The sequence below is a fragment of the Paractinoplanes aksuensis genome (assembly GCF_024137025.1).
Lineage (GTDB): Bacteria > Actinomycetota > Actinomycetes > Mycobacteriales > Micromonosporaceae > Actinoplanes > Actinoplanes aksuensis.
In genome coordinates, this window is record NZ_JAMYJR010000031.1 from 206,808 (window position 1) to 228,531 (window position 21,724).

The window sequence follows — 21,724 nt, forward strand, 5'->3', positions numbered from 1 at the left end:
GACGGCGGCCCGTCGAACTCGGGGTCGTACGGCGCCTCTTCCGTGGGTGAGCCGTCGGACCAGGCCTCACCCACCGGCTTCCCGGCCGGCTTGGGCCCGGCCGGCCCCCGCGCTCCGGCCGCCGCGGCCCGCGCCGCGGCCAGACCACTGCCCGGTCCGGCATTCCGTCCAGAGGACGCAGTGGCGGCCCCACCACCAGCGTTCGGAGGAGCACTGGCCGCCGGGGCCGCGCCGGCCGCGTTCGCGTTCGACCTGGCCGCGCTCGCCCGCGCCGCAGCCGCCCGGGCCGCGGCCACAGCCGAACTGCCGGCCGCGGCGACCGGGCCGCGTACCTGCTCGCCGTCTTCAGCCTGCGCGGCGTCCGGCGGCCGGGCGTCGTCGCCCGGCCGAGACGCAGCGTCCCCGGTCGTCGCCGGGCCAGACCGATCGCCGTCGTCCACCCGCGCGGAGTTCGGCGTCCCACCCTGATCGTTCACACCCAGGGCGTCGGTGCCCGAACGACCTTCGGCGACCCGGCCCTCGAAACCCGAGCCATCGCGCGGGCCGTCGATCGAGGCCACGGGACGACCATCATCCGTGGACGAGACGTCAGCCGTCCCCCAACCGCCGTCCGTGTGGGAGCCGCCCACCCCACCGACGGTGTCAGGCCGTCCAGCGGATGCGTCCTCGGCGACGCCAGTCGGCCCGCCAAGCCCCGCGGCAAGGCCGGTCGGCCCGCCAGGCGCCGCAGCAGGGCCGGTGGCCGGGTCAGACCCCGTAGCAAGGTCAGTTGCATCGGTGAGCCCAGCGGCAACGCCGTTGGGCCCGGTAGCTCCTGCCGTCAGGTCGTTCGCCCCACCGGGTCGCCCGGCCAAATCGGTCGGTCTGTTGGCAAGGTCGTCCGGACCGCCACGGGCAGCTACGAGGCCGTTCGCCCCACCACCGTCCGCTTGGCCCGGATGAGACGAGGCAGAGGTGTTGCCGCTGACCCCGGTCTCAGGACGCGATCCGGCCTCGGGCGCAGCCTGGCCGTCCTGATCGTCGGACCTGGGCGGGCTGGTCGGGATCGCGCGGACCTCGGGCCAGTCCTCGTCGTCGTCCTCGGCGGGAGCTTCAGTGACTGTGGAACGGCCGCCGGGCTGGGCTGGTTCCGGCCATCCGTCGTCACCGCCGGAAGCCGGGGCCTCGGGCTGCCGCCGCTGGGCCGATCCCGGCCATTCATCGTCGCTGCCGGAGGACGGGGTCTCGGGCTGCCGTCGCTGAGCCGGTCCCGGCCATTCGTCGTCGCCGCCGGAAGCTGGGGCCTCCGGCTGGCGGCGCTGGGTGTGCGGGGCCCGGCCGGCCGTCGCGGGCTGAGTCGCCTGCTGCGCCGTTCCCGATGGGGCGGCACCGGCCGGAGCCACCCCCGTGGGTGCAGCGGTGGGAGCCGCCGCACGGGCGGGAGCCTGGCGTGGACCGCCGGCGTCCGGCCGCTGGGTGGGCGTGGCCTGGTTGCGCCCCGGCGCTCGTCCGCCGCCGGATGACCCGCCGCGACCCGGGCCGGAATCGCCGTAGGGGGTCGCGCCCGCGGCGCCGGCGACCTCGCAGTGGATCTGCCACTGGCCGCCGAGCACCTCGTAGAGCGCGTTGACGATGAGCGCCGCGCCCTGGGTGATGCCCTGCGCGTGCCGAGGGGAAGGCACCGTGAGGATGACGGTCTCGCCGTCGAGCTCGCGCACGGTGGCGTCGGCCGCCATCGCCCGCAGCACCACGCCGCGCGGCTGCTTCTTGACCTCGGCCAAAACCTCGGGCCAGACCTGGCGTACGGCCTGCGCCGTCAACTGCCCCGGCCCGGCCGCCGCCGCTTCGACCGCAGCGGCCGCGGGCTCCTCGGGCGCATCCGGCAAAACCCCCGCCGGCTCGCCTCGCCGCTCACCAGCACCGCCGGCTCCGGCCGCCCGTGCCTGTCCGGCTGATGAGGGCCCAGATCCACCCTGCGGGGTCTCAGCCCACGCGGCCGCACCGCCCGAAGCGCCGCTCGGGTCAGCACCGTCCTGCGCCGGCGCGACTGGAGCGGGCGCTGCTGAGACGGGCGCGGCTGAGACGGGCGCGGTTGAGACGGGCGCTGCTGAGACGGGCGCGGCTGAGACGGGTCGCTGTGTGGAGGCGTTCTCGGCCACGGGCTCCGCACGCCTGTCGGACGCGACGTGGTCGACCGCCTCGCGGTTCGGCGACTCGGCCCGGCGCGCCGACGCGTCCGCACTCGAACCCGCGGACGTGGGCCCAGATTCAGCGGCCCGCGGCTCAACCGGGCGGGTGGGCGCTGTGGTGTCGTCGGGCTCGTCGTCCCACGGCGGTTCGTCGTGGTCGGGTTCGGGCTCGTCGCCGACTCGACCACGGGCCGCGGCGGGCGTCGTCCCGGCCGCGACGTCGTTCCAGTCGGGCCCCGCACCCGGGCCACCCGAGACAGTGCCGCCCGCACCCCCGCCACCCGGAACCGCGCCGCCCGAAACCGGCACGGCCGACGCCGGAGCAGCGGAAACGGGAGCGGCCAAAACAGGCGCGGCCGAAACAGGGGCGGGTGACACAGGCGCGGGTGACACAGGCGCAGCCGAAACGGGAGCCGCTGAAGCAGGCGCGGCAGAGACAGGGGCCGCCGAAACCGGGGCGGCTGACACAGGAGCAGCTGAGACCGGAGCGGCTGGAGCGGGGGCAGCAGGTGCGCTCGGCTGAGCGGCCGCCGGACGACCACCAGCACTACCGCCGCGCCGAGCGGCGGCCGCGGCGGCGGCCCGAGCCGCCGACAGCCCGGAGCTACCGCCCCCGTCGGCGGCCGGAGCGGGAGCCCCGGCGGGCGCAGCGGCCGAGGCGGCAGCCGTGGGCGCGGCCACCGGAGTCTCGCCCGCGGGCAGTGGCTCGCCGCCCAGGGTCAGGCGGCGTTCCATGCGCTCGAGACGCTGGAGCAGCGCGCCGGTCGAATCCTCGGCCCCCGGCAGCAGCATGCGCGCCGTGATCAGCTCGAGCAGCAGCCGGGGCGCCGTCGTGCCGCGCATCTCGACCAGGCCGTTGTGCACGATGTCGGCGCAGCGCGAGAGCGTGGCCGGGCCGAGCCGGGCCGCCTGGGCGCCCATCGCCTCGAGCTGGTCGGCCGGGCCGTCGATCAGGCCCTTGGACACCGCGTCGGGCACCTGCTGCAGCACGATCAGGTCACGGAAGCGCTCGAGCAGGTCGGACGCGAAGCGGCGCGGGTCGTGGCCGGCCTCGGCCACCCGGTCGATCGTGGCGTAGGCGGCCGCGCCGTCGCCGGCCGCGAGCGCGTCGCACATCTCGTCGAGCAGGGTGACGTCGGTGACGCCGAGCAGATCGATCGCACGGGTGTAGCTGACCCCCTCGGGCCCGGCCCCGGCGATGAGCTGGTCGAGCACCGACAGCGTGTCGCGGGCGCTGCCACCGCCGGCCTTGACCACGAGCGGGAACACCGTCGGCTCGACCTGGACGCCCTCGGCCTCGGTGAGCTGCTGCAGGTAGGGCCGCAGCACGGCCGGCGGGATGAGCCGGAACGGGTAGTGGTGGGTGCGCGACCGGATCGTGCCGAGCACCTTTTCCGGCTCGGTGGTGGCGAAGATGAACTTCACGTATTCCGGCGGCTCCTCGACCAGCTTGAGCAGCGCGTTGAAGCCGGCCGACGAGACCATGTGGGCCTCGTCGATCACGTAGATCTTGTAGCGGCTGTTGGCGGGCGCGAAGAACGCCTTTTCGCGCAGCTCGCGGGCGTCGTCGACACCACCGTGGCTGGCCGCGTCGATCTCGATGACGTCGATCGAGCCGGCGCCGTCGTTCATGAGCGAGCGGCACGAGGCGCAGACCCCGCACGGCTCGGGGGTCGGGCCCTGCTCGCAGTTGAGCGAGCGGGCCAGGATGCGGGCGCTGGAGGTCTTGCCGCAGCCGCGTGGCCCCGAGAAGAGATAGGCGTGGTGCAGCCGGCCACTGCGCAGCGCTTGCGACAGCGGCTCGGTGACGTGCTCCTGGCCGATGACCTCTGCGAACGTGCGCGGACGGTACTTGCGGTAAAGCGCGAGTGCCACTGGTGCCCCTCCTCGACGACCGCGCCATTGTCCGTCGGGGGTACGACAACAACCAACCCCGGTACCGCTGGGGTGGTCAAAAACGTAAAGGGCCTCCCGTGCACCCGTCAGAGCCCGCTTATCCTTGCTGCCTTCCGGCCCTGGGGAGGTTCACGAGATGCACGCCGCACGAGAGGCTGGCCTTGAGCTTACCCGGCCCGCCGCGGACGCGGGCGGGGACCCTGCGTCCGGCGGCCCTCCCGCGTCTGTATCCTGACTGACGGAGGATTCGCCTAGTGGCCTAGGGCGCACGCTTGGAAAGCGTGTTGGGGGAAACCCCTCACGAGTTCGAATCTCGTATCCTCCGCCAGCACACCGGCACCACGACAAAAGCCGGGCCCTGAGGGCCCGGCTTTTCTGTTACCCAGAGTCAGAGTTGGGCGGCCGCGATGGCGTCGTCGACCTCGGGGAAGATGGCGAAATATCGGCTCAGACCGACCGTCTCCATCAACTGGTTGAGGAACGGGTTGGCGCCGGCGAAACTGAGCCAGCCGCCACGCGCAGTGATGACCTGCTTGCTGGTGATGAATGCGCTCAGCCCGACGGAGTCGCAGAACTTCAGGTCGGTCAGGTCGACGACGATGCGAGGGACCGGCCGCTCCAGCAGGTCGGCCAAGGTCGCATGGAGCTGGCCGGCGGTTTCCGAGTCGAGTTCGCCCCGCAGGTGGAGAACAGCGATGTCGCTTCGGTGATCGGTGACAGAGGCCTGCATGGGAATCGCTTCCTGGCGCTGTTGATGGCAGCTCAGGCTAGAACCGCGTCAACAATTGTCACCGGACAAACGGTCCGCCGGGATCGGGAACGCAATAGGGGCCGGATCCCCTGACGGGATCCGGCCCCTATCCGAAAGTCGGCTGGCCGATGTCGGTCGAGCTGGCGGCGCAGCCTGGGCTCCTGGCGCGACCTACAGCTTGCGCCACTGCCAGCGTGGTCCACGCCACGCGTCCGCCAGGATCATGGCCGAGGCCCGCCCTGGACACTGTTGCACCTTCGACTTGCCCTCTGGTCCGCCCATCTGAGCTTCGACTTCCCAGGCCTGTCCGTCGGTGCGGACGTAGACGTCACGGCGCTGAAGCCGGACGTCACCATTCCACCAGTGACTGTCAACTCTCACCAGTCAAATCTAGGACAGTTAGCAGGCATCGGCGCAGAGCTATCTTGTGAAAGTTTCTCACCAGGTGGTTAAAAGCGCATTGTCTGATCCGGTGGTTTTCCCCTTCGTGACTTGCGCTACAGCGAAGTTCTTTGGGCCGTCCCCTTGCCACTACTTTCCGTCATCGAACCAGGTGGTGATCGTGATCGTCCGGAGCCGAAACCACGGCGTTACTTGTCCGATATCTGATCTTGGAGACAACCCGATCGTGCGGTGACCGACGGTGACCCGGCATGCAAAAAGCCCGCCGGCTCCGTGGTGACGGAACAGGCGGGCTGTTGGCGGTGGTGAAGGGATTTGAACCCTTGGAGGGCTTGCACCCTCACACGCTTTCGAGGCGTGCTCCTTAGGCCGCTCGGACACACCACCGGGAAGTACGTTACCGGACGCCGATCAGCGCTCGCCGCCGGGTTCCCCTTTACCGCGCCCGGCCCGAGCGACCAGGCCCGACCTGGCAGGATCGGGGCATGAGCGGTACGAATCAGCGAGGAGACACAGGACGATGAGCGTGCACATCGGCGGACAGCCGGGCGACATCGCCGAGCGGGTCCTGCTGCCGGGCGACCCGATGCGGGCGAAGTGGATCGCCGAGACGTTCCTGCAGGACGCCAAGTGCTACACGCAGGTCCGCGGCATGCTCGGCTTCACCGGCACCTACCAGGGCGTTCCGGTGTCCGTGCAGGGCTCCGGCATGGGCATGCCGTCAGCCTCGATCTACACCCACGAATTGATCAACGAGTACGGTGTGAAGTCGGTCATCCGGATCGGCTCGTGCGGAGCGCTCGCCCCCGACCTGCAACTGGGCGACGTCATCGCGGCCATCGGCTCGGCCACCGACTCGAACATGAACCGGTCCCGCTTCGACGGCCTGATCGACTACGCCCCGGTGGCCGACTTCAGCCTGCTGCGCACCGCGGCCGAGGTGGCCGAGCGACAGGGCACGGCGCTGCGGGTGGGCCCGATCCTGGCCGCCGACGCGTTCTACACCGACCGGCCCGACCTCTACGACGCGCTGGCCGACTACGGCGTGCTGGCGGTCGAGATGGAGTCGGCCGCGATCTACACGATCGCCGCCCGCTACGGGGCCAAGGCGCTGACCATCCTGACCGTCAGCGACCACATCAAGACCGGCGCCAAGATGGACTCGGCCCAGCGCGAACAGGGCTTCGGCGACATGGTCAAGATCGGCCTGGAGACGGCCATCGCCTGAGCGCGGCCCACGGCATCACGACCTTCCCCGCGTACGGGAAAGAAGTGAGCCCGGCCTGCGGCGTCACTGCCTTCCCGGCGTACGGGAAAGAAGTGAGCCCGGCCTGCGGCGTCACGGCCTTCTTGCGTACGCGGGAAGGCCGTGACCCGCGGTCAGCGGAAGAAATCCCGCAGCAGGGCCGCGCACTCGTCCTCGAGCACGCCGGCATAGACCTCGGGCCGGTGGTTGAGCCGCCGATCCCGTACGACGTCCCACAGCGACCCGGCCGCCCCGGTCTTCGGCTCCCAGGCCCCGAACACCAGCGTCGACACCCGGGCCAGCACCAGCGCCCCCGCGCACATCGTGCACGGCTCGAGCGTCACCACCAGCGTGCAGCCGTCGAGCCGCCAGGTGCCGGCCTGCTCGGCCGCCTGGCGCAGCACCAGGATCTCGGCGTGCGCGGTCGGATCGCCGGTCGCCTCGCGCTGATTGCCGGCCGCGGCCAGTTCCCGGCCCCCGGCGTCGAACAGCGCCGCCCCCACCGGCACGTCCTCGCCGGCCGCGGCGGCCACCTCGAGCGCCCGGCGCATCCAGGTCTCGTGGCGGGGCGAAGCGACCAGGCTCACGCCTCGCGCAGCTCTTCCATCTCGTCGCCGCAGCCGATCCGCCCGCAGATCTCGGCCGTCACGTCGGCCGGCATGGTGCCTTCCTGACCGCACAGGCCGAGCAGCTTGTGGGCGTTGATGCCGAGGTCGTTGAGCAGTTCGGCGTCGCCCACCGGGTCCGCGTCGGGGTCGGCCGCCGGCTGGTCGGTCTCGTCGTCGTCGCCCGCGGTCAGGTCGTCGATCTCGAGCGCCGGCGCCTCGATCTCACCCAGCAGCATCGCGCCGATCCGCGACTCGTCGGCGAACGCCGAGTCGGAGCCGAAGACCCGCAGGTCCTCCCCCTCGTCGAGGCGCAGGACGGCCAGATACTGGTCGTCGCTCTCGACGAAGAGCAGCGTGACGTCGGCGTCCGGTTCCACGTCCCGCAGCGCGTCGACGACCTCGTCGATGTCGGCCAGGCCACTCAGGTCCATCTCGGACGCCGTCCACCCGTTCTTGCCCCGGCCCACGGCGGCAGCGAATGTCGACAACTTTCCCCCCACGCGACGTATGTGCTCGCGAGTGACGGTAGCTGGAAGAACGGCAGGCGCGACGCGCCACGCCTTCGGCGGGCCGATGAAGTCAGTTGACCAGGCGACGACGCATCGCGATGAGCTCGCGCAGACGGGCCCGGCGCAGCCGCTGGGGCTGCGTGGTCTCCCGCGCCGATTTCGCGCTCGCGAGCGCGGCCAGCAGCTCGAGTCGGCGGCGGCGACGATCGGGGTCGGACCGCGGGGATGTGGGGGGCACATGCCGAGGTTGAACCTTTTCAAGTCTTTAAGTCAAGGCCCAGTGTTCTTTAAATCAGGGCCCTGTGCGCACGGCGACGAGTAGGGCACATCGGGTCGCCGACAAGCCGGTCACCACCGGACATTCACCACAGCGGCCAGTCCTGCGTGGTGATCCACTGGGCGCCCACGAAGGCCATCGCGATCGACAGCCCGAACCCGCCCGCCACCGCGACCCCGACGGCCACGGCCCGGTCGCCGATCGCGGTCAGGACCAGGGCCACGGCCCACGCGCTGACTGCCGCGAGCACCGTCCACCAGGCGTAACCGGCAAGGTCACGACCGAGAGAGCCGAACAGGGTGAGCCAGGCCGCCCCCGCGCCCAGACCGGCCAGCAGCGGGACCGCGCTGATCGGGTGGGGCTCGCGGTAGGTCGGCCGGGACGGCCCGGGGAAGAGCCCGGAGGGCGCGCGCATGGGCGGCGGCGCGGTCGGCTGCCAGATGTCGTGCCGGTTCATCGCGGCCCACCTCCGTCGCACTCGGCCGTTGCCCGTACGGGCCAGCCTAGCCAGCGCGGGTCGGCGGGACCGGCCGACGTCTGCCACGATGGCTCGGTGCCCTTGCTCCGTACCCTCTCCGGTTTGACCGTTCTGGCCGTCTGCCTGGCCGGTTGCGGCGGCACGGCCGGGCCCGGTTCGGCCGGCCCGACGCCGCAGTTCGTCGACCCACCGGCCACGACCACCGCGACCACTCCGGCCGCGGCCCAGGTTCCGGTGACGCCCACCACGTCGGCCGGTGGCCTGGCTCGGACCCGGCCCCCGGTGACGACGCCGTCCCGCCTGCCCAAGAAGGTGACGGTGAAGTACGCCTTCCCGGTCAAGGCGTCGAACGTCGACTGGCACACCACCCACTCGAAGTACAAGGCGACCGACATCTTCGCCGACTGCGGGCAGCCGGTGGTGGCCACGACCGGCGGTGTCGTGCTCGAGGTCAGCCTGACCGACAAATACAAGAAGGGATCGCCTGACGGTCCCAACAACGGCGGCCTGTCGGTGTCGCTGCTCGGCGACGACGGCGTGCGCTACTACGGCTCGCATCTGAGCAAGGTGCAGACCGGCATCAAAAAGGGCGTACGCGTCAAGGCCGGCCAGCAGCTGGGCAAGGTCGGCCGCACCGGCAACGCCAACAACGTGTGCCACCTGCACTACGGCATCTCGCCGCCGTGCGCCAAGGTCGGCGACTGGAAGGTCCGCCGCGGCGTCGTGTGGCCGTACTCATACCTGGCCTCGTGGCGCAAGGGCGGCACCAAGAGCCCGGTGGCCGAGGTCGCGGCCTGGAAGCGCTCGCACAACTGCAAGGCCTGAGACTTCGGTCTACACACGGAAGCCGCACCCTCGCCCGATGGGTGCGGCTTCCGTGCTGCCGGGATTAATGACTAGGTGGTCACGAAACAACGGTAAGCGCCGAGGCTCCCTGACCACTGGGTGCGAAACGGGCAGAAACGGACACTGGGACGGCCCGCCACGGCTGACCAAACGGCTGATCTTGAACGAAGGACAAGGATTCGATCTTCGGGTGTGCCACCGCCTCCCCCGCCCACCCAAGGGAAAGAGGAAGCGAGCGTACGAATTTCCGCGCGGGGCGGGAGCAAGTTGTCCACAGGGCATGTGGAAAAGTCCCGGCTGTGGATATCGCGGTCATCGGCCTCGGCCTCATCGGCGGCTCCCTACTGCGCGCCCTAGCAGCCCAGGGCCACCAGGTAACCGGCTACGACGCCGACCCCACCACCCGCGACGAAGCCAAATCGGCCGGCTACACCGTCACCCCCTCGATGACGACTGGCACCGACCTCACGATCCTCGCCGTCCCCCTGCCGGCCCTCCCCGCGGTCTTCGCCGAACTGGCCCCTCACCCCGGCCTGATCACCGACGTGACCTCCGTCAAGGGCCCCGTCCGCGCCCTGGCCCCGCCCCGCTTCGTCGGCGGTCACCCCATGGCCGGCAAGGAGACCTCGGGCTTCGCCGCCACCGATCCGGCTCTCTTCAACGGCTGCGCCTGGGTTCTGACCTTCGAAACTGGTCAGACAGACCTGTCTGATTGGCTCACGCTGGCCGCTCTTTACACCGCCCTGGGCGCCCGCGTCGTCCCGCTGACCTCGGCCGAGCACGACCGGGTGGTTGCGCAGATCAGCCACGTCCCGCACCTGTTCGCCGCCGCCCTGGCCGGCCAGCTGCGCGCCAATCCGCCCGCCGCCACCCTGGCCGCCGGCTCGTTCCGGGACGGCACCCGCGTCGCCGCCACCCGCGCCGAGTTGATCGCCGCCATGTGCGGGGGCAATGCCACCGCCGTACGCGAGGAACTCGACCACCTGCTGGCCGAGCTGCACGACCTGCGAGCCCGCCTCGACGCCCCCGACCCGGTGGCCGCGCTGGTCCCGGCCCTGCGACCGGCCGTCGAGCTGCGCCGGGCCTGGCCCCCGAACCCCGGCTCCCGGGTCGAACTGCCCGCCGACCCCGCCGTACTGCTGGATCTGGGCCGGTCGGGCGGCTGGGTCACCGACGTCGCCGCAGACCGCACCAAGGTCGTGGCAATGCGGCCCGAAACTGACCGCAATACCTCCTAGCCTGGGTTCACCACCAACCCGAGGAGTCACAAATGCCTGGTCAGGTCGGCGCCATCGAGAACGAGCAGCAGGGCCTGCTCGCCTACCTCACCCAGATGCGCTACGTGCTGCGGCTGACCGCGTACGGCCTCACCGACGAGCAGCTGCGGGCCACGCCCTCGGCCAGCGCGCTCAGCGTGGGCGGCCTGATCAAGCACTGCGCCTCGACCGAGGCCGGCTGGATGGGCCAGGTCCGCGGCGAGCCGCAGGTCCTCGACTATCAGGAGTACGCGAACAATTTCCGCCTGGCCGAGGGCGAGACCATCGACGACGTGTTCGCCCGCTACGACCGGGTCGCCGAGCAGACCGAGAAAACGGTCACCGAGCTGAACAACCTCGACCACCAGGTCCCGATCGACCACTCGGTGCCGTGGAACAGCAAGGACATGACGCACTGGACCCTGCGGTGGGTCCTGCTGCACCTGGTGCAAGAGACAGCCCGGCACACCGGGCACGCCGACATCGTGCGCGAGTCGGTCGACGGCGCCACGGCCTACCCGCTGATGGCCGCGGCCGAGGGCTGGCCCGCGACCGACTGGCTCAAGCCGTGGAGCCCGGCGAGCCGGTGATGACGCGGCGGTCGGTCACGATCGCGGTCACCAGGTCGTGCGGGGTCACGTCGAAGGCCGGGTTGACCGCCTCGGCCCACTGCGTGATCTCGCCGGGGCCGCGGTCCTCGATGGGCACGGCCGCGCCGTACGGGGTGTCCAGGTCGATGGTCGACTCGGGCGCGACGACCACGAACGGGATCCCGGCGGCCCGCGCGCCGAGGGCATGGGCGTACGTGCCGATCTTGTTGATCACGTCGCCGTTGGCGCAGATCCGGTCGGCGCCCAGGATCACCGCGTCGACCTCGCCCCGGGCCATCAGGAAGGGCCCGGCCGAGTCGACCGCGACCCGGTGCTCGATGCCCCACCGGGTCAGCTCCCACGAGGTGAGCCGCGCGCCCTGCAACAGCGGCCGGGTCTCGCTGGCGATCACGCCGGCCAGCCGCCCCCGCTGGTGCAGTTCGTGGACGACGCCGAGCGCGGTGCCGACGGTGACCGCGGCCAGCCCGCCGGTGTTGCAGTGGGTGAGCAGCCGCGGGCGGGCGCCGCACAGCTCGATCAGCAGGTCGGCGCCCCGGGCCGCCATCGCGTCCGAGGCGGCGATCTCTTCATCCCGTACGCGGCACGCCTCCTCGAGCACGGCCTGCGGCCCGCGCGACAGCAGGGCGGCGGCCCGCTGGGCGCCCCGGGCCAGGTTCACCGCCGTCGGCCGGGCGGTCTCGACCCGCCGTACGGCCCGGGCCAGGGCCTGCGGATCGTCGGCGTGCACACGGGCGGCCAGCGCCACTCCGAAGGCGCCGGCCACACCGAGGGCGGGCGCACCCCGTACGGCCAGGGACTGAATGGCCGCCACCAGCTCACCCACCGTGTGCAGGCGCAGGATCTTCACCTCGCCCGGCAGCACTGTCTGATCGATGATCTCGATCGCGCCGTCCACCCAGTCGATCGTCCGCATGGGGGCGATGGTAGCCGCGGCCAGTCTCTAAGCTGATCGTCATGGCGTCTCGTGATCCGGTGGCCGACCTGCGGCGCATCGCCTTTCTGCTCGAGCGTGCGAACGAGTCGACCTATCGGGTCCGCTCGTTCCGCTCGGCCGCCAACACGATCGCGGCCCTGCCCGTCACCGAGCTGAACGAGCGGGCCGCGGCGGGCACGCTGGGCGAGCTGCCGGGCGTCGGCGACGTCACCGCCCGCTGCATCGCCGAGTCGCTCGAGGGCGAGGAGCCGGTCTATCTGCGCCGGCTCGAAAGCACCCAGGGCACCGATCTGCAGGGCGCGGCCCTGCGCCTGCGCGAGGCGTTGCGGGGCGACTGCCACTCCCACTCGGACTGGTCCGACGGCGGCTCCCCGATCGAAGAGATGGCACTGGCCGCGGTCGAGCTGGGCCACGAGTATCTCGTGCTCACCGACCACTCGCCCCGGCTGACCGTCGCCCGCGGCCTGCCCCCGGCCCGGCTGCGCCGCCAGCTCGACTACGTGGCCAAGGTCAACGACGCGCTGCCCGAGGGCTTCCGCATCCTCACCGGCATCGAGGTCGACATCCTCGACGACGGCTCGCTCGACCAGGAGGACGCGCTGCTGGCCCGGCTCGACGTGGTGGTCGGCTCGGTCCACAGCAAGCTGCGTGACGAGTCGCCCCGGATGACCAAGCGGATGGTCAACGCGCTGGCCAACCCGCATCTGGACATCCTCGGGCACATGACCGGGCGCAAGGTGGCGGCCGCGGGCGAGGGCGACCGCGGCCACCGCAAGGGCCACACCCGCCCGCCAAGCACGTTCGACCTCGACCAGGTGATCGCGGCGGCCGTCGAGCACGGCAAGGCCATCGAGATCAACTCCCGGCCCGACCGGCTCGATCCGCCCAAGCGCATGCTGACCGTCGCGGTCGAGGCCGGTTGTCTGTTCAGCATCGACACCGACGCGCACGCGCCCGGGCAGCTCGATTGGCTCCGGTACGGCTGTGAGCGCGCCGCTCTCTGCGGTGTGCCACCGGAAAGAGTGGTCAACACCTGGTCGATGGAGAGCCTGCTCGAGTGGACCGCCGGACACGCCTGAAAGGTCGTAGGGTCGGGCCGTGGGACGAATTGATGACCTCTCCGACCGTTATGTCGACGAGTGGGCGGAACTCAGCCCGATCGGCGCAACCTACGCGGGCATTGCCGGGCAGGACGCCCGGACCGACGACTTCTCCCCCGACGGCTTCGCCGCGCAGACCGAGCTGACCCGGCGCACGCTCAACGAACTCGACGTGATCGACCCGAAGCACGAGTCCGAGGCCGTGGCCAAGGACGCGATGATGGAGCGGCTCGGCCTCGAGCTGGCCACCGACGAGGCCGGCTTCTCGCGCAGCGCGGTGAGCGTGATCAGCAGCGGGCTGCACAGCCTGCGCGGCGTGTTCGACGTCATGCCGACCGAGGGCGAGCAGGCCGTGGCCAACATCTCGGCCCGGCTCAACGACCTGCCGCGCGCGGTCGAGCAGTACAAGCGCACCCTGCTCGAGGAGGCCGGCGCCGGCCGGATCAGCGCGCGGGCCCAGCTGCTGGCCGTGGCCGAGCAATGCGACGCCTGGACCGATCCCGACCGGGACGACTTCTACCGCGGGCTGGCCGGCCGGCTCGACGCCGAGGGGGCGCTGGCGGCCGAGCTGACCCGGGGCGCCGAAGCGGCCACGGCGGCCACGGTCGAGTTCGCCGAGTTCCTGCGGCGCGAGCTGGCGCCCCGCGGCCGTGACAAAGAGGCGGCCGGGCTCGAGCGCTACGAGCTGGCCTCGCAGTACTTCCTGGGCGCGAAGGTGGACCTGCAGGAGACGTACGAGTGGGGCTTCGCCGAGTTGCACCGCATCGAGGAAGAGATGCGGGCGACGGCGGGCGACATCGTCCGTCCCGGCGCTTCGATCGACGAGGCGGTGGCCGCGCTCGACGCCGACCCGGCCCGCCTGATCCCGGGCAAGGAGGCGTTCCGCGACTGGATGCAGGCGCTGGCCGACAAGGCCATCGCCGAGCTGAACGGCACCCACTTCGACATCGAGCCGCCCGCCCGCACCATCGAGTGCTGCCTCACCCCGACCAGCGACGGCAGCATTTATTACACCGGCCCGAGCGAGGACTTCAGCCGGCCCGGCCGCATGTGGTGGGCGGTGCCCGAGGGGGTCACCGAGTTCTCCACCTGGCGTGAGGTCACCACCGTCTATCACGAGGGTGTGCCCGGCCATCACCTGCAGATCAGCCAGACGCTGCTGCGGGCCGACACGCTCAATCGCTGGCAGCGCCTGCTGTGCTGGTGCTCCGGGCACGGCGAGGGCTGGGCCCTGTACGCCGAGCGCCTGATGGACGAGCTGGGCTATCTGGCCGACCCGGGCGACCGGCTGGGCATGCTCGACGGCCAGGCGTTGCGGGCGACGCGGGTGATCGTCGACATCGGCATGCACCTCGAGCTCGAGATCCCGCGGGACAATCCGTTCGGCTTCCACCCGGGCGAGCGCTGGACGCCGGAGCTGGGCTGGGACTTCCTGCGGGCGCACACCCGGATGGAGGAGAAGACGCTGCGCTTCGAGTGGAAGCGTTACCTTGGGTGGCCGGGCCAGGCCCCGTCCTACAAGGTCGGCGAGCGGATCTGGCTCCAGGCCCGTGAGGAGACCCGCCGGCGCAAGGGTGCGGATTTCGATTTGAAAACGTTCCACCGGGATGCGCTGAACCTCGGTTCGCTCGGTCTCGACCCCCTTCGCAAGGCACTCGCCCGCATCTGACCCGTTTCGGGCTTTTCCCCGGTTCGCGTCGGGGAAAAGCCGCGGGAAAGCCCCACCGGGGTCCGAACGCCCGTCGTTGAGCAGTGATCAGTCCAGCACTTTCAGCCACTTCATTGCTGAGTGTTATGAGTCAACTACTTTTCGCTTAATCGACGTCGGTCTTATCGGCCGACGTTTACCGATCTTGTAGCTTTTCGTCCGGCCACTCTGCCGTTACCATCGCCGCGATAACTTTCCTGTCTTCTGCGAACCGGTCTGGGCTGGGGCTTCCGACCCGGGCAACGGAACTGAACGCTCGTTACAACGACGACAACGGCACCCTGTATCCCCCGATCAGCCGAGAGAGTTCTGGCCCTTGGAAAGGGGTTCCTTGAGGATTTCTCGGATAGATTGGCCCGGATCGTGCGCCTGACGGCTACGGAACGTAGCCAAAAATACGGCTCATCGCGTGTGCATGGCGGAGGACGAAAGCAATGAACAGCCGGCGAACCCGTTTAGGCTCCGCTCTCGCGGTGATTTTGACGGTCCTGGTTCTCGTGCCGACAGCAGTGCTGTTCGGCCGGGTCTGGACGGATAATTCCGACAAGCGGAGCAGCACCGAGCTGGAACTCAAGGGCGTGGAGTACATGACCGCCCTGACCCCGCTCGTGAGCGCTCTCGCCGAATCGCAGTCGACCGGCATCCAGGGCGTCAGCGAGGCGCCCGAGTCGCTGGCCGCGGCCGTCACCCGTGTCTCGGCGGCCGACGCCAAGCTCGGCGACGACCTGCGCACCAAGGAGCGCTGGGCCGACCTCAAAGACAAGATCAGCAAGCTGCCGAAGGTCACCGGCCCCGTCAACATTCTCAACGCGCACGTCGAGGCGAGCGACCTGACGCTGGCGCTGTACGCCGCGGTCCGGCGCAACGCCCAGCTCAACCGCGACCCCGACGGCGACATCTCGAACCTGCAGCAGGCCGTGGCGGTCGACATGCCGACGACCGTGACCCGGGTGAACCGGATGGGCGACTACGCGAACCTCCTGCAGGGCCTGCCCGCCGCCAGCCGGCCGCAGGTGCAGGCGCAGTTCGCGCACGAGGTGCTCACCGTGCAGGACAACGTCAAGCAGCTCACCGAGAACCTGCAGGCCGCGGTCGACAACACCGAGAGCGACACGCTCAGCGGCAGCCTGGTCAGCGCGCTCGACTCGTTCCGCCGCGGGGTCGAGGCGATGAACCGTGGCGCCAACCCGGCCGGCACCCCGAACGCCGCCACCATGTCGACCGCGCAGACGACGCTGCAGACGGCGCTCAGCAACCTCGCCGGCATCACGCTCAAAGAGATGGAGCGCCTGCTCGACGACCGGATCGGCACGTACGACTACCGGCGCACCGAGGCCATCATCATGGGCGCGCTCGCCCTGCTGCTGGTGCTGGGCGCGCTGATCTGGCCGGCGTTCACCCGCCGGCGCGAGACCGAGCCGGCGGCAGAGCGCCCGAGCGACGTCGGCTCGAACCGGCCCGGCCCGTACAACAACCCGTACGACCAGGCTCCGGGTTACGGCGAGCTCGACCCGACACGGCGGGGGGAGCGGTCCGGTGCTCTTCGGTAAGTTCCGCATCCTGGGCAAGCTCGCCCTGCTGGTGCTCGTGCCGCTGCTCGGCGTCGTGGCGCTGAGCGTGCCGATCATCGTCAACCGCGTCCAGGCCGCCACGGACGCGCAGAACACGTCGGACACCGTGGCCCTGGCCACCCGCGTCGGCACCGCGGTGCAGGAGCTCCAGGAGGAGCGCCTGCTCTCGGTCGGGTTCCTGTTCGGCCTGGTCGGCCAGTCCGACCTGGTGCTGCAGAGTTCCGCCGCCCGCGACGCCGTGGCCCGGGTCGATGACGGCGGTGACGCGGTCTCCCGCGAGCTGTCCCGGGCGCTGCGCAACGCGACCCGGCTCGACAACACCCGGCAGAACGTGATCAACCGCGCGATCCTGCCCAACGACCTGGTCCTCGAGTTCACCAACCGGATCACGCCGATCATCAACGGGCTCGCGCTCTCGTCCAACGCCGACCTCAAGACCGGTGTCGGCCGCCAGCTGTTCGCCCTGGAACAGGCGCTGCGCAGTGACGACCTGATCAGCCAGGCCTCCGGCTACCTGACCTCGGCCGTGGTCACCAAGGAACCCGGCTTCATCGGCCTGTTCTCGCAGTCGCTGATCCAGCTCCAGCAGATCATCCTGAACGCCCAGTCGTTCTTCACCGACAGCCAGTACAAGCTCTACCTCGGCGCCCAGGACGCGTTCTCGTCCCGCGTCGGCCCGCAGTTCCTGCAGCTGGCCGCGACCGACCCGGCCACGGCCATCGCGTCGCTGCAGATCCAGACGCTGTTCCCGTCGCTGCAGTCCGTGCTGGTGCTCGGCGGCTTCGTCGAGAAGCGGGTCGCGGCCGACGTGGACGCGATCGTCACCAACAACCGCGACACCGCCATCCGCGACGCCTTCCTCATCGGTGGCGGCTCGTTCCTGCTGCTGCTGATCGTGGTCGGCCTGAGCTTGTTCATGGCGCGCGCGGTGGCCCGGCCGCTGCGCCGTCTGACCGTCTCGGCCGACCGGATCGCCCGGGCCGCCGAGGCCGAGCTCGAGCGGGTGGCCGACGACGACGCCGAATCCGTCCGGCCGATCCGCCTCGACCCGGTCGACGTCGAGGCCCAGGACGAGATCGGCGACCTGGCCCGCGCCTTCGACCGGGTCCAGACCACCGCCGTACGCCTGGTGGAGCGTCAGGTGCTCGGCCGGCGCAACACCGCCCAGATGTTCGCGCACGTCGGACGGCGTACCCAGAACCTGGTCGGCCGCCAGCTGGCGCTGATCGACAACCTGGAACGCCGCGAGACCGACGGTGACCGCCTGGCCGAGCTGTACCGCCTCGACCACATGTCCAGCCGTCTGCGCCGGAACGCGTCCAGCCTCGTCGTGCTCTCCGGCGCCACCGGCGCCAACGAACACATGGCCCCGCTGCCGCTGCAGGACGTCGTCCGCCTCGCCCTCGGTGAGATCGAGGACTACACCCGCGTCGACGTCGACGTGCCGGAAGAGATCGTGGTCGTGCCGGCCGTCCTGGCCGACCTGACCCTGCTGCTGGCCGAGCTGATGGAGAACGCGACCGCGTTCTCGCCGCCGCACACCCGCGTCGTGATCACGGCCAACGAGCTGCGCGGCGGCGCCCGTCTGGCCATCGTCGACCAGGGCCTGGGCATGCCGCCCGAGCGCCTGGCCGAGGAGAACGCCCGGCTCACCCGGCGCGAGCGGCTCGACCTCGCCCCCAGTGAGGTGCTCGGCCTGTTCGTGGTCGGCCGGCTCGCCCGCCGGCACGGCATCGAGGTCACGCTGACCGAGACGCCCGGCGGCGGCATCACCGCATGGGTCGACCTCAACCCGTCGCACCTGATCGCCCGCATGATCACCACGATGGCACCGGACGTGCCGCCGTTCCCGTCGGTCGCCGCGCCGGCTCCGGCCGGCTACCACACGTCGGAGTTCGCGCAGGTCATCGCCGGTTCGGCCGCCCGGGCCTCGGTGCCCGGGAGCCAGCAGCCGTTCGACGCCAACGTGCTGAACCGGGCCACCCAGACGCTCGAGACCGGGCAGTCGTGGAACGCGTTCGCGCCGATCAAGGCCACGGCCCAGGTGACCGGGCCGGCCCTCGACCCGTACGCCGGGCAGCCGGTGTACGACGCGGAGCCGGTCTACACGCCTGGCCAGCCGGTGGCCTTCCAGCAGCCGATGGTCACGCCCGACTACGACCTGAACGCCCCGGTCGCCGGGCGGGTGCCGGCCGCGATGCCGGAGCTGCCGGCCGCCGGTCCGGGCGCCTGGCACCAGCAGCCGTCGACGCCGCCGCAGACCACCTGGTCACAGCCCGTCGTGGAGACGCCGGCCCCGACCGGCTGGGCGCAGCCGGCCGTCGAGCCGCCGCCGGCCATGCCGGCCATCCCGCAGCAGCGGACGAGCGACGAGGATTACCGGTACGCGCCCCAGGCCTACCAGCCGCCGTCGATGCCGCCGCCGTCGATGCCCGAACCGCCGCCGGCCCCGGCCGTGCAGCCGCCCAGCCAGGGCAACACCGGCCCGCTGCGCCGCCGGATCCCCGGCAGCCAGTTGCCGGAAGAGGGTGGACGGGCGCTTCCGGCCCGCCTGCCGTCGCAGGACGACGCGGTCGCCGCGAGGGCCGCGTTCGACGATTTCGAGGCCGGGGTCAGCCGGGCCGAGTGGGACGTCGCCGAGACGCAGATGTCCTCGCCGCCGTCGGCCGGCCACGCGCCCCTGGCGCGCCGGGTGCCGGGCGCCACCCTGCCGCGTGACGAGCCGAACTACCCGCCGCCGGCGTCGCCGAGTCTTCCCCTGGACCCGGACGAGGCCCGAGCCCTGATGGAACAGTTCGAGTACGGCGTCGCACTCGCACTGAACGAAACGAAGCCACAACCCGAGGGACAACCGCGATGACTTCCCCCTACAGCACCGACACCGGCAACGGCTTTGCTCAGTCCCAGCTGAGCGCCGAGGCCAAGACCTTCAACTGGCTGCTGGACTCCTTCACCTCCGGCACCGCGGGCGTGATCGAGGCCATCGCGGTGTCGTCCGACGGTCTGCTCATGGCGATGTCGGCGATCAAGGACCGGCCCAACGCCGAGCGTCTGGCCGCCGTGGTCTCGGGTCTGACCAGCCTGGCCGGTGGGGCCGCGAGCTGGTACCGCCTGGGCTCGCTGAACCGGGTCATCATCGACATGGCCGACGGGTATCTGCTGGTCACCGCCATCAGCGCCGGGTCGGTGCTCGGTGTGATCGCGGACCGCTCGGCCAACCTGGGCACCTTGGCGTACGAAATGACGTTGTTCGCCACCCGGGCCGGTGGCGCCCTCAGCCCGCGCCTGATCGCCGAGTTGAAGAACGCCGTTCAGCAATGACCTATCCGGACCCCGACGACCCGGCACACCCGGCTCGGCCGAGTGTCCGCCCGTTCCTGCAGTCCGGCCCGCTCGCGGCCGGCGGCTACCGTCCCGCTCCCCAGGACGAGCAACCGCCGGCCCCCGAGCAGTCCGCTGCGTTGCGCCCGTTCGTCATCACGTCCGGCCGCACCAACGGCGCCGATCCCGACATCGGGATGGAAACGCAGGTGACCGTTACCCCCGGCGCGGGGCCCGTCCGTCTCTCACCCGAGATGCGGGCCATCGTCGGCCTCTGTTTCGAACCCGTCTCCGTGGCGGAGATCTCCGCCCGGCTGCGCCTGCATCTCGGCGTCACGCGCATCCTCGTCGGCGACCTGCGGGCCGCCGGCCAACTGGACGTCCACGTGCTGGACAACGAGACCCCCGACCCCGAAACCATCATGCGAGTGATCCGTGGACTACGAGCAATCACCTGACCGCGTCGTCGGCACCGCCGCCGTGGGCAGCGGCGGACCGCCCAAGAAGGCCCCGGTCCCGGTCAAGATCATCGTTGCGGGCGGCTTCGGCGTCGGCAAGACCACCACCGTGGGCGCCATCTCGGAGATCTCGCCGCTGACGACCGAGGCCGAGATGACCTCGGCCGCCGTCGGTATCGACAACCCCGGCCTGGGCTCGACGAAGACGACGACGACCATCGCCATGGACTTCGGCGTGCTCACGATCGACCAGACGCTGAAGCTCTACATCTTCGGCACGCCGGGACAGACCCGCTTCGCCTTCATGTGGGACGACCTGATCAAGGGCGCCCTGGGCGCGCTGGTCGTGGTCGATACCAACCGGATCGACGACTGTTATCCCGCCGTGGACTACTTCGAGCGGGCCGGGCTTCCGTTCGTGGTCGGCGTCAACACCTTCAACGGTCAAATGAGCTACAGCCTGGACGAAGTGCGCTGGGCCCTGGCCATCCGGGAGGATGTGCCCGTGCTCGCGTTCGACGCCCGCTTCCGCGGGTCGGTGCGCGACGCCTTGCTCGTCGTGCTCGATCAGGCTCTCGACAAGGCGGTCCGGCAGAAATCGTCGTACTCCTGACGGCGGGTGTGCGACGGGTCGCTGAGATCGAGGTTCCCAAATCGGCCTTCGAGCGGGCAGAGTGGTAATCGGCGAGACCCGCTACGGAAGGACGATCACGTGCGAGGCGGATTGGATGACGCTCTCGACAAGCTCGCGCGTCGTGACGAGCTGCGCCGACGAGCCACGGGTGAGTCCCCCGGCACGCCGGCGGCCGTGACGGAGCTGGTCGAGGCGGTCGCGGCGGTGGTCGCGCGTCATCCCGAGCTGGGGGTGAGCGTGGGCGTCGAGGGCGCCGGCGATCCCCTGTTGCTGCACTTCTACCTGTCCGAGGGTCAGGTGCAGGTCAACGCCGAGAACGCGAATGCTCTGGCCCCCGAGTCGGGCGGCGGTCGGCACGCCGACTTCGATCTCGACGCCGACGTGCGGCCCTATTCGGCGGCGCCGGCCGATCCCGGGGCTGACACCCGCCGGCTGAGCCAGGACGATCAGGACAGGTACGGCCCGGCCAGTTACTACCCCGAGCCCGACACGGCCGAGCGCCGTTACGGCTCCTTCGACGAGCCGCCCGCGTCGGCCGACCCCCGCTATCCCGAGCGCGACCCCGGCGAGTCGTCCCGCGACCTGGGCGCCCGCCTGCGCGACCTGGGCATGGCCTCGAGCGAGCAACCGCCGGCCTATCCGCCGCACCCGTTCGCCGCCACGCCTCCGCCGCCGGTGCCGGTGCCGACACAGGCTGACACGTCCGGTGGGGCCACTCGCCGCATCCACCCCGAGCAGCACCGGGCGCCGGCCGAGCCGTCCGCGGCCGAGCGCGGCGCCTCGGTGCCGGAGCAGCGGAGCATGCCCACACCGTTGCCCCAGCCCATCCCGTTGCAGGTCGAGCGGCCGGAAGAGACCGAGATGGCGGCCCGTCGGCTGGCCGCGCTGCTGCGCGACGACCCGTCACTGCTCGACCAGCAACCCCGCGGCTGACGCTGCGTAATGTTCAC

At 71.1% G+C, this 21,724-nt stretch carries 18 protein-coding genes, 2 tRNA genes, 1 other RNA gene and 2 pseudogenes; 14 read left to right on the forward strand and 9 right to left on the reverse strand.

The annotated features are described in order from the left end of the window. Positions 1-1,933: 1,933 nt before the first annotated feature. Positions 1,934-2,068: pseudogene (locus tag M1L60_RS48345) on the forward strand (hypothetical protein); the annotation flags it as partial. A 430-nt stretch (positions 2,069-2,498) separates the two neighbouring features. On the opposite strand, the pseudogene M1L60_RS48355 reads toward M1L60_RS48345, so the two are convergent. Together M1L60_RS48355 and ffs are read right to left on the reverse strand one after the other, a co-directional pair. Then, positions 2,499-4,043, reverse strand: a pseudogene (locus M1L60_RS48355) (DNA polymerase III subunit gamma and tau); the annotation flags it as partial. An 85-nt stretch (positions 4,044-4,128) separates the two neighbouring features. Beyond that, positions 4,129-4,223: signal recognition particle sRNA small type (ffs, locus tag M1L60_RS28580), an RNA gene on the reverse strand. A gap of 81 nt (positions 4,224-4,304) precedes the next feature. Here ffs and M1L60_RS28585 point away from each other — a divergent pair. Continuing rightward, positions 4,305-4,392 (forward strand) — tRNA-Ser (locus M1L60_RS28585). Between the two features lie 60 nt (positions 4,393-4,452). Here M1L60_RS28585 and M1L60_RS28590 read toward each other — a convergent pair. Continuing rightward, positions 4,453-4,794 (reverse strand): STAS domain-containing protein, encoded by a 342-nt coding sequence (locus M1L60_RS28590; RefSeq protein WP_253240623.1) that lies wholly within the window; start codon positions 4,792-4,794, stop codon positions 4,453-4,455. A gap of 720 nt (positions 4,795-5,514) precedes the next feature. Beyond that, a tRNA-Ser gene (locus M1L60_RS28595) sits at positions 5,515-5,604 on the reverse strand. Between the two features lie 133 nt (positions 5,605-5,737). On the opposite strand from M1L60_RS28595, the gene deoD reads away from it, so the two are divergent. After that, on the forward strand, positions 5,738-6,445 hold the full coding sequence (gene deoD, locus M1L60_RS28600; protein WP_253240624.1) for a purine-nucleoside phosphorylase: 708 nt from the start codon (positions 5,738-5,740) through the stop codon (positions 6,443-6,445). Between the two features lie 152 nt (positions 6,446-6,597). Here deoD and tadA read toward each other — a convergent pair whose 3' ends face one another. From tadA to M1L60_RS28620, 4 genes are all read right to left on the reverse strand, one after another. Next, a complete protein-coding gene (tadA, locus tag M1L60_RS28605; RefSeq protein WP_438862158.1) occupies positions 6,598-7,050 on the reverse strand; it encodes a tRNA adenosine(34) deaminase TadA in 453 nt (150 codons plus the stop codon). Continuing rightward, the gene (locus M1L60_RS28610; RefSeq protein ID WP_253240625.1) at positions 7,047-7,559 is read right to left on the reverse strand and encodes a tRNA adenosine deaminase-associated protein; all 513 of its coding nucleotides are present in this window, start codon (positions 7,557-7,559) and stop codon (positions 7,047-7,049) included. The genes tadA and M1L60_RS28610 overlap by 4 nt, the downstream gene beginning before the upstream one ends. Before the next feature lie 91 nt (positions 7,560-7,650). Then, positions 7,651-7,818, reverse strand: a complete 168-nt coding sequence (locus tag M1L60_RS28615; RefSeq protein ID WP_253240626.1) for a hypothetical protein — start codon at positions 7,816-7,818, stop codon at positions 7,651-7,653. A gap of 124 nt (positions 7,819-7,942) precedes the next feature. Then, a complete protein-coding gene (locus M1L60_RS28620; protein WP_253240627.1) occupies positions 7,943-8,314 on the reverse strand; it encodes a hypothetical protein in 372 nt (123 codons plus the stop codon). Between the two features lie 339 nt (positions 8,315-8,653). Here M1L60_RS28620 and M1L60_RS28625 point away from each other — a divergent pair, with 339 nt between their 5' ends. The 3 genes from M1L60_RS28625 to M1L60_RS28635 all read left to right on the forward strand — a co-directional run bounded on the left by M1L60_RS28625 (position 8,654) and on the right by M1L60_RS28635 (position 11,027). Then, on the forward strand, positions 8,654-9,160 hold the full coding sequence (locus M1L60_RS28625) for a M23 family metallopeptidase (RefSeq protein ID WP_438862161.1): 507 nt from the start codon (positions 8,654-8,656) through the stop codon (positions 9,158-9,160). Positions 9,161-9,480: 320 nt separating this feature from the next. Then, positions 9,481-10,419 (forward strand): prephenate dehydrogenase, encoded by a 939-nt coding sequence (locus M1L60_RS28630; protein ID WP_253240629.1) that lies wholly within the window; start codon positions 9,481-9,483, stop codon positions 10,417-10,419. Positions 10,420-10,451: 32 nt separating this feature from the next. Next, a complete protein-coding gene (locus tag M1L60_RS28635; RefSeq protein ID WP_253240630.1) occupies positions 10,452-11,027 on the forward strand; it encodes a DinB family protein in 576 nt (191 codons plus the stop codon). Here the strand turns inward: M1L60_RS28635 and mtnA are convergent. After that, a complete protein-coding gene (gene mtnA, locus M1L60_RS28640; protein WP_253240631.1) occupies positions 10,999-11,961 on the reverse strand; it encodes an S-methyl-5-thioribose-1-phosphate isomerase in 963 nt (320 codons plus the stop codon). The genes M1L60_RS28635 and mtnA overlap by 29 nt on opposite strands. A gap of 41 nt (positions 11,962-12,002) precedes the next feature. Here mtnA and M1L60_RS28645 point away from each other — a divergent pair, with 41 nt between their 5' ends. The 8 genes from M1L60_RS28645 (at position 12,003) to M1L60_RS28680 (ending at position 21,707) form a co-directional block, all read left to right on the forward strand. Continuing rightward, a complete protein-coding gene (locus M1L60_RS28645) occupies positions 12,003-13,061 on the forward strand; it encodes a PHP domain-containing protein (protein ID WP_253240632.1) in 1,059 nt (352 codons plus the stop codon). A gap of 19 nt (positions 13,062-13,080) precedes the next feature. Beyond that, positions 13,081-14,751, forward strand: coding sequence for a DUF885 domain-containing protein (locus M1L60_RS28650; protein WP_253240633.1), 1,671 nt, complete (start codon positions 13,081-13,083; stop codon positions 14,749-14,751). A gap of 512 nt (positions 14,752-15,263) precedes the next feature. Beyond that, a complete protein-coding gene (locus M1L60_RS28655) occupies positions 15,264-16,340 on the forward strand; it encodes a hypothetical protein (protein WP_253240634.1) in 1,077 nt (358 codons plus the stop codon). Next, positions 16,327-19,221: an ATP-binding protein gene (locus M1L60_RS28660; protein WP_253240635.1), complete on the forward strand. Its 2,895-nt coding sequence runs from the start codon at positions 16,327-16,329 to the stop codon at positions 19,219-19,221. The genes M1L60_RS28655 and M1L60_RS28660 overlap by 14 nt, the downstream gene beginning before the upstream one ends. Then, complete coding sequence (locus tag M1L60_RS28665; protein WP_253240636.1) at positions 19,218-19,682, forward strand: roadblock/LC7 domain-containing protein; 465 nt, start codon at positions 19,218-19,220, stop codon at positions 19,680-19,682. The genes M1L60_RS28660 and M1L60_RS28665 overlap by 4 nt, the downstream gene beginning before the upstream one ends. Continuing rightward, positions 19,679-20,140 (forward strand): DUF742 domain-containing protein, encoded by a 462-nt coding sequence (locus M1L60_RS28670; RefSeq protein ID WP_253240637.1) that lies wholly within the window; start codon positions 19,679-19,681, stop codon positions 20,138-20,140. The genes M1L60_RS28665 and M1L60_RS28670 overlap by 4 nt, the downstream gene beginning before the upstream one ends. A gap of 22 nt (positions 20,141-20,162) precedes the next feature. Continuing rightward, complete coding sequence (locus M1L60_RS28675) at positions 20,163-20,753, forward strand: GTP-binding protein (RefSeq protein WP_438862162.1); 591 nt, start codon at positions 20,163-20,165, stop codon at positions 20,751-20,753. Between the two features lie 99 nt (positions 20,754-20,852). After that, entirely contained in the window at positions 20,853-21,707 is an 855-nt protein-coding gene (locus M1L60_RS28680) for a hypothetical protein (protein WP_253240639.1), read from the forward strand. Positions 21,708-21,724: the final 17 nt, after the last annotated feature.

Coding starts and splice junctions, on each gene's coding strand:
- M1L60_RS28670 (WP_253240637.1), top strand. CDS start 19,679: ATGACCTATCCGGACCCCGACGACCCGGCACACCCGGCTCGGCCGAGT.
- mtnA (WP_253240631.1), bottom strand. CDS start 11,961: ATGCGGACGATCGACTGGGTGGACGGCGCGATCGAGATCATCGATCAG.
- M1L60_RS28635 (WP_253240630.1), top strand. CDS start 10,452: ATGCCTGGTCAGGTCGGCGCCATCGAGAACGAGCAGCAGGGCCTGCTC.
- M1L60_RS28645 (WP_253240632.1), top strand. CDS start 12,003: ATGGCGTCTCGTGATCCGGTGGCCGACCTGCGGCGCATCGCCTTTCTG.
- M1L60_RS28590 (WP_253240623.1), bottom strand. CDS start 4,794: ATGCAGGCCTCTGTCACCGATCACCGAAGCGACATCGCTGTTCTCCAC.
- M1L60_RS28665 (WP_253240636.1), top strand. CDS start 19,218: ATGACTTCCCCCTACAGCACCGACACCGGCAACGGCTTTGCTCAGTCC.
- deoD (WP_253240624.1), top strand. CDS start 5,738: ATGAGCGTGCACATCGGCGGACAGCCGGGCGACATCGCCGAGCGGGTC.
- M1L60_RS28620 (WP_253240627.1), bottom strand. CDS start 8,314: ATGAACCGGCACGACATCTGGCAGCCGACCGCGCCGCCGCCCATGCGC.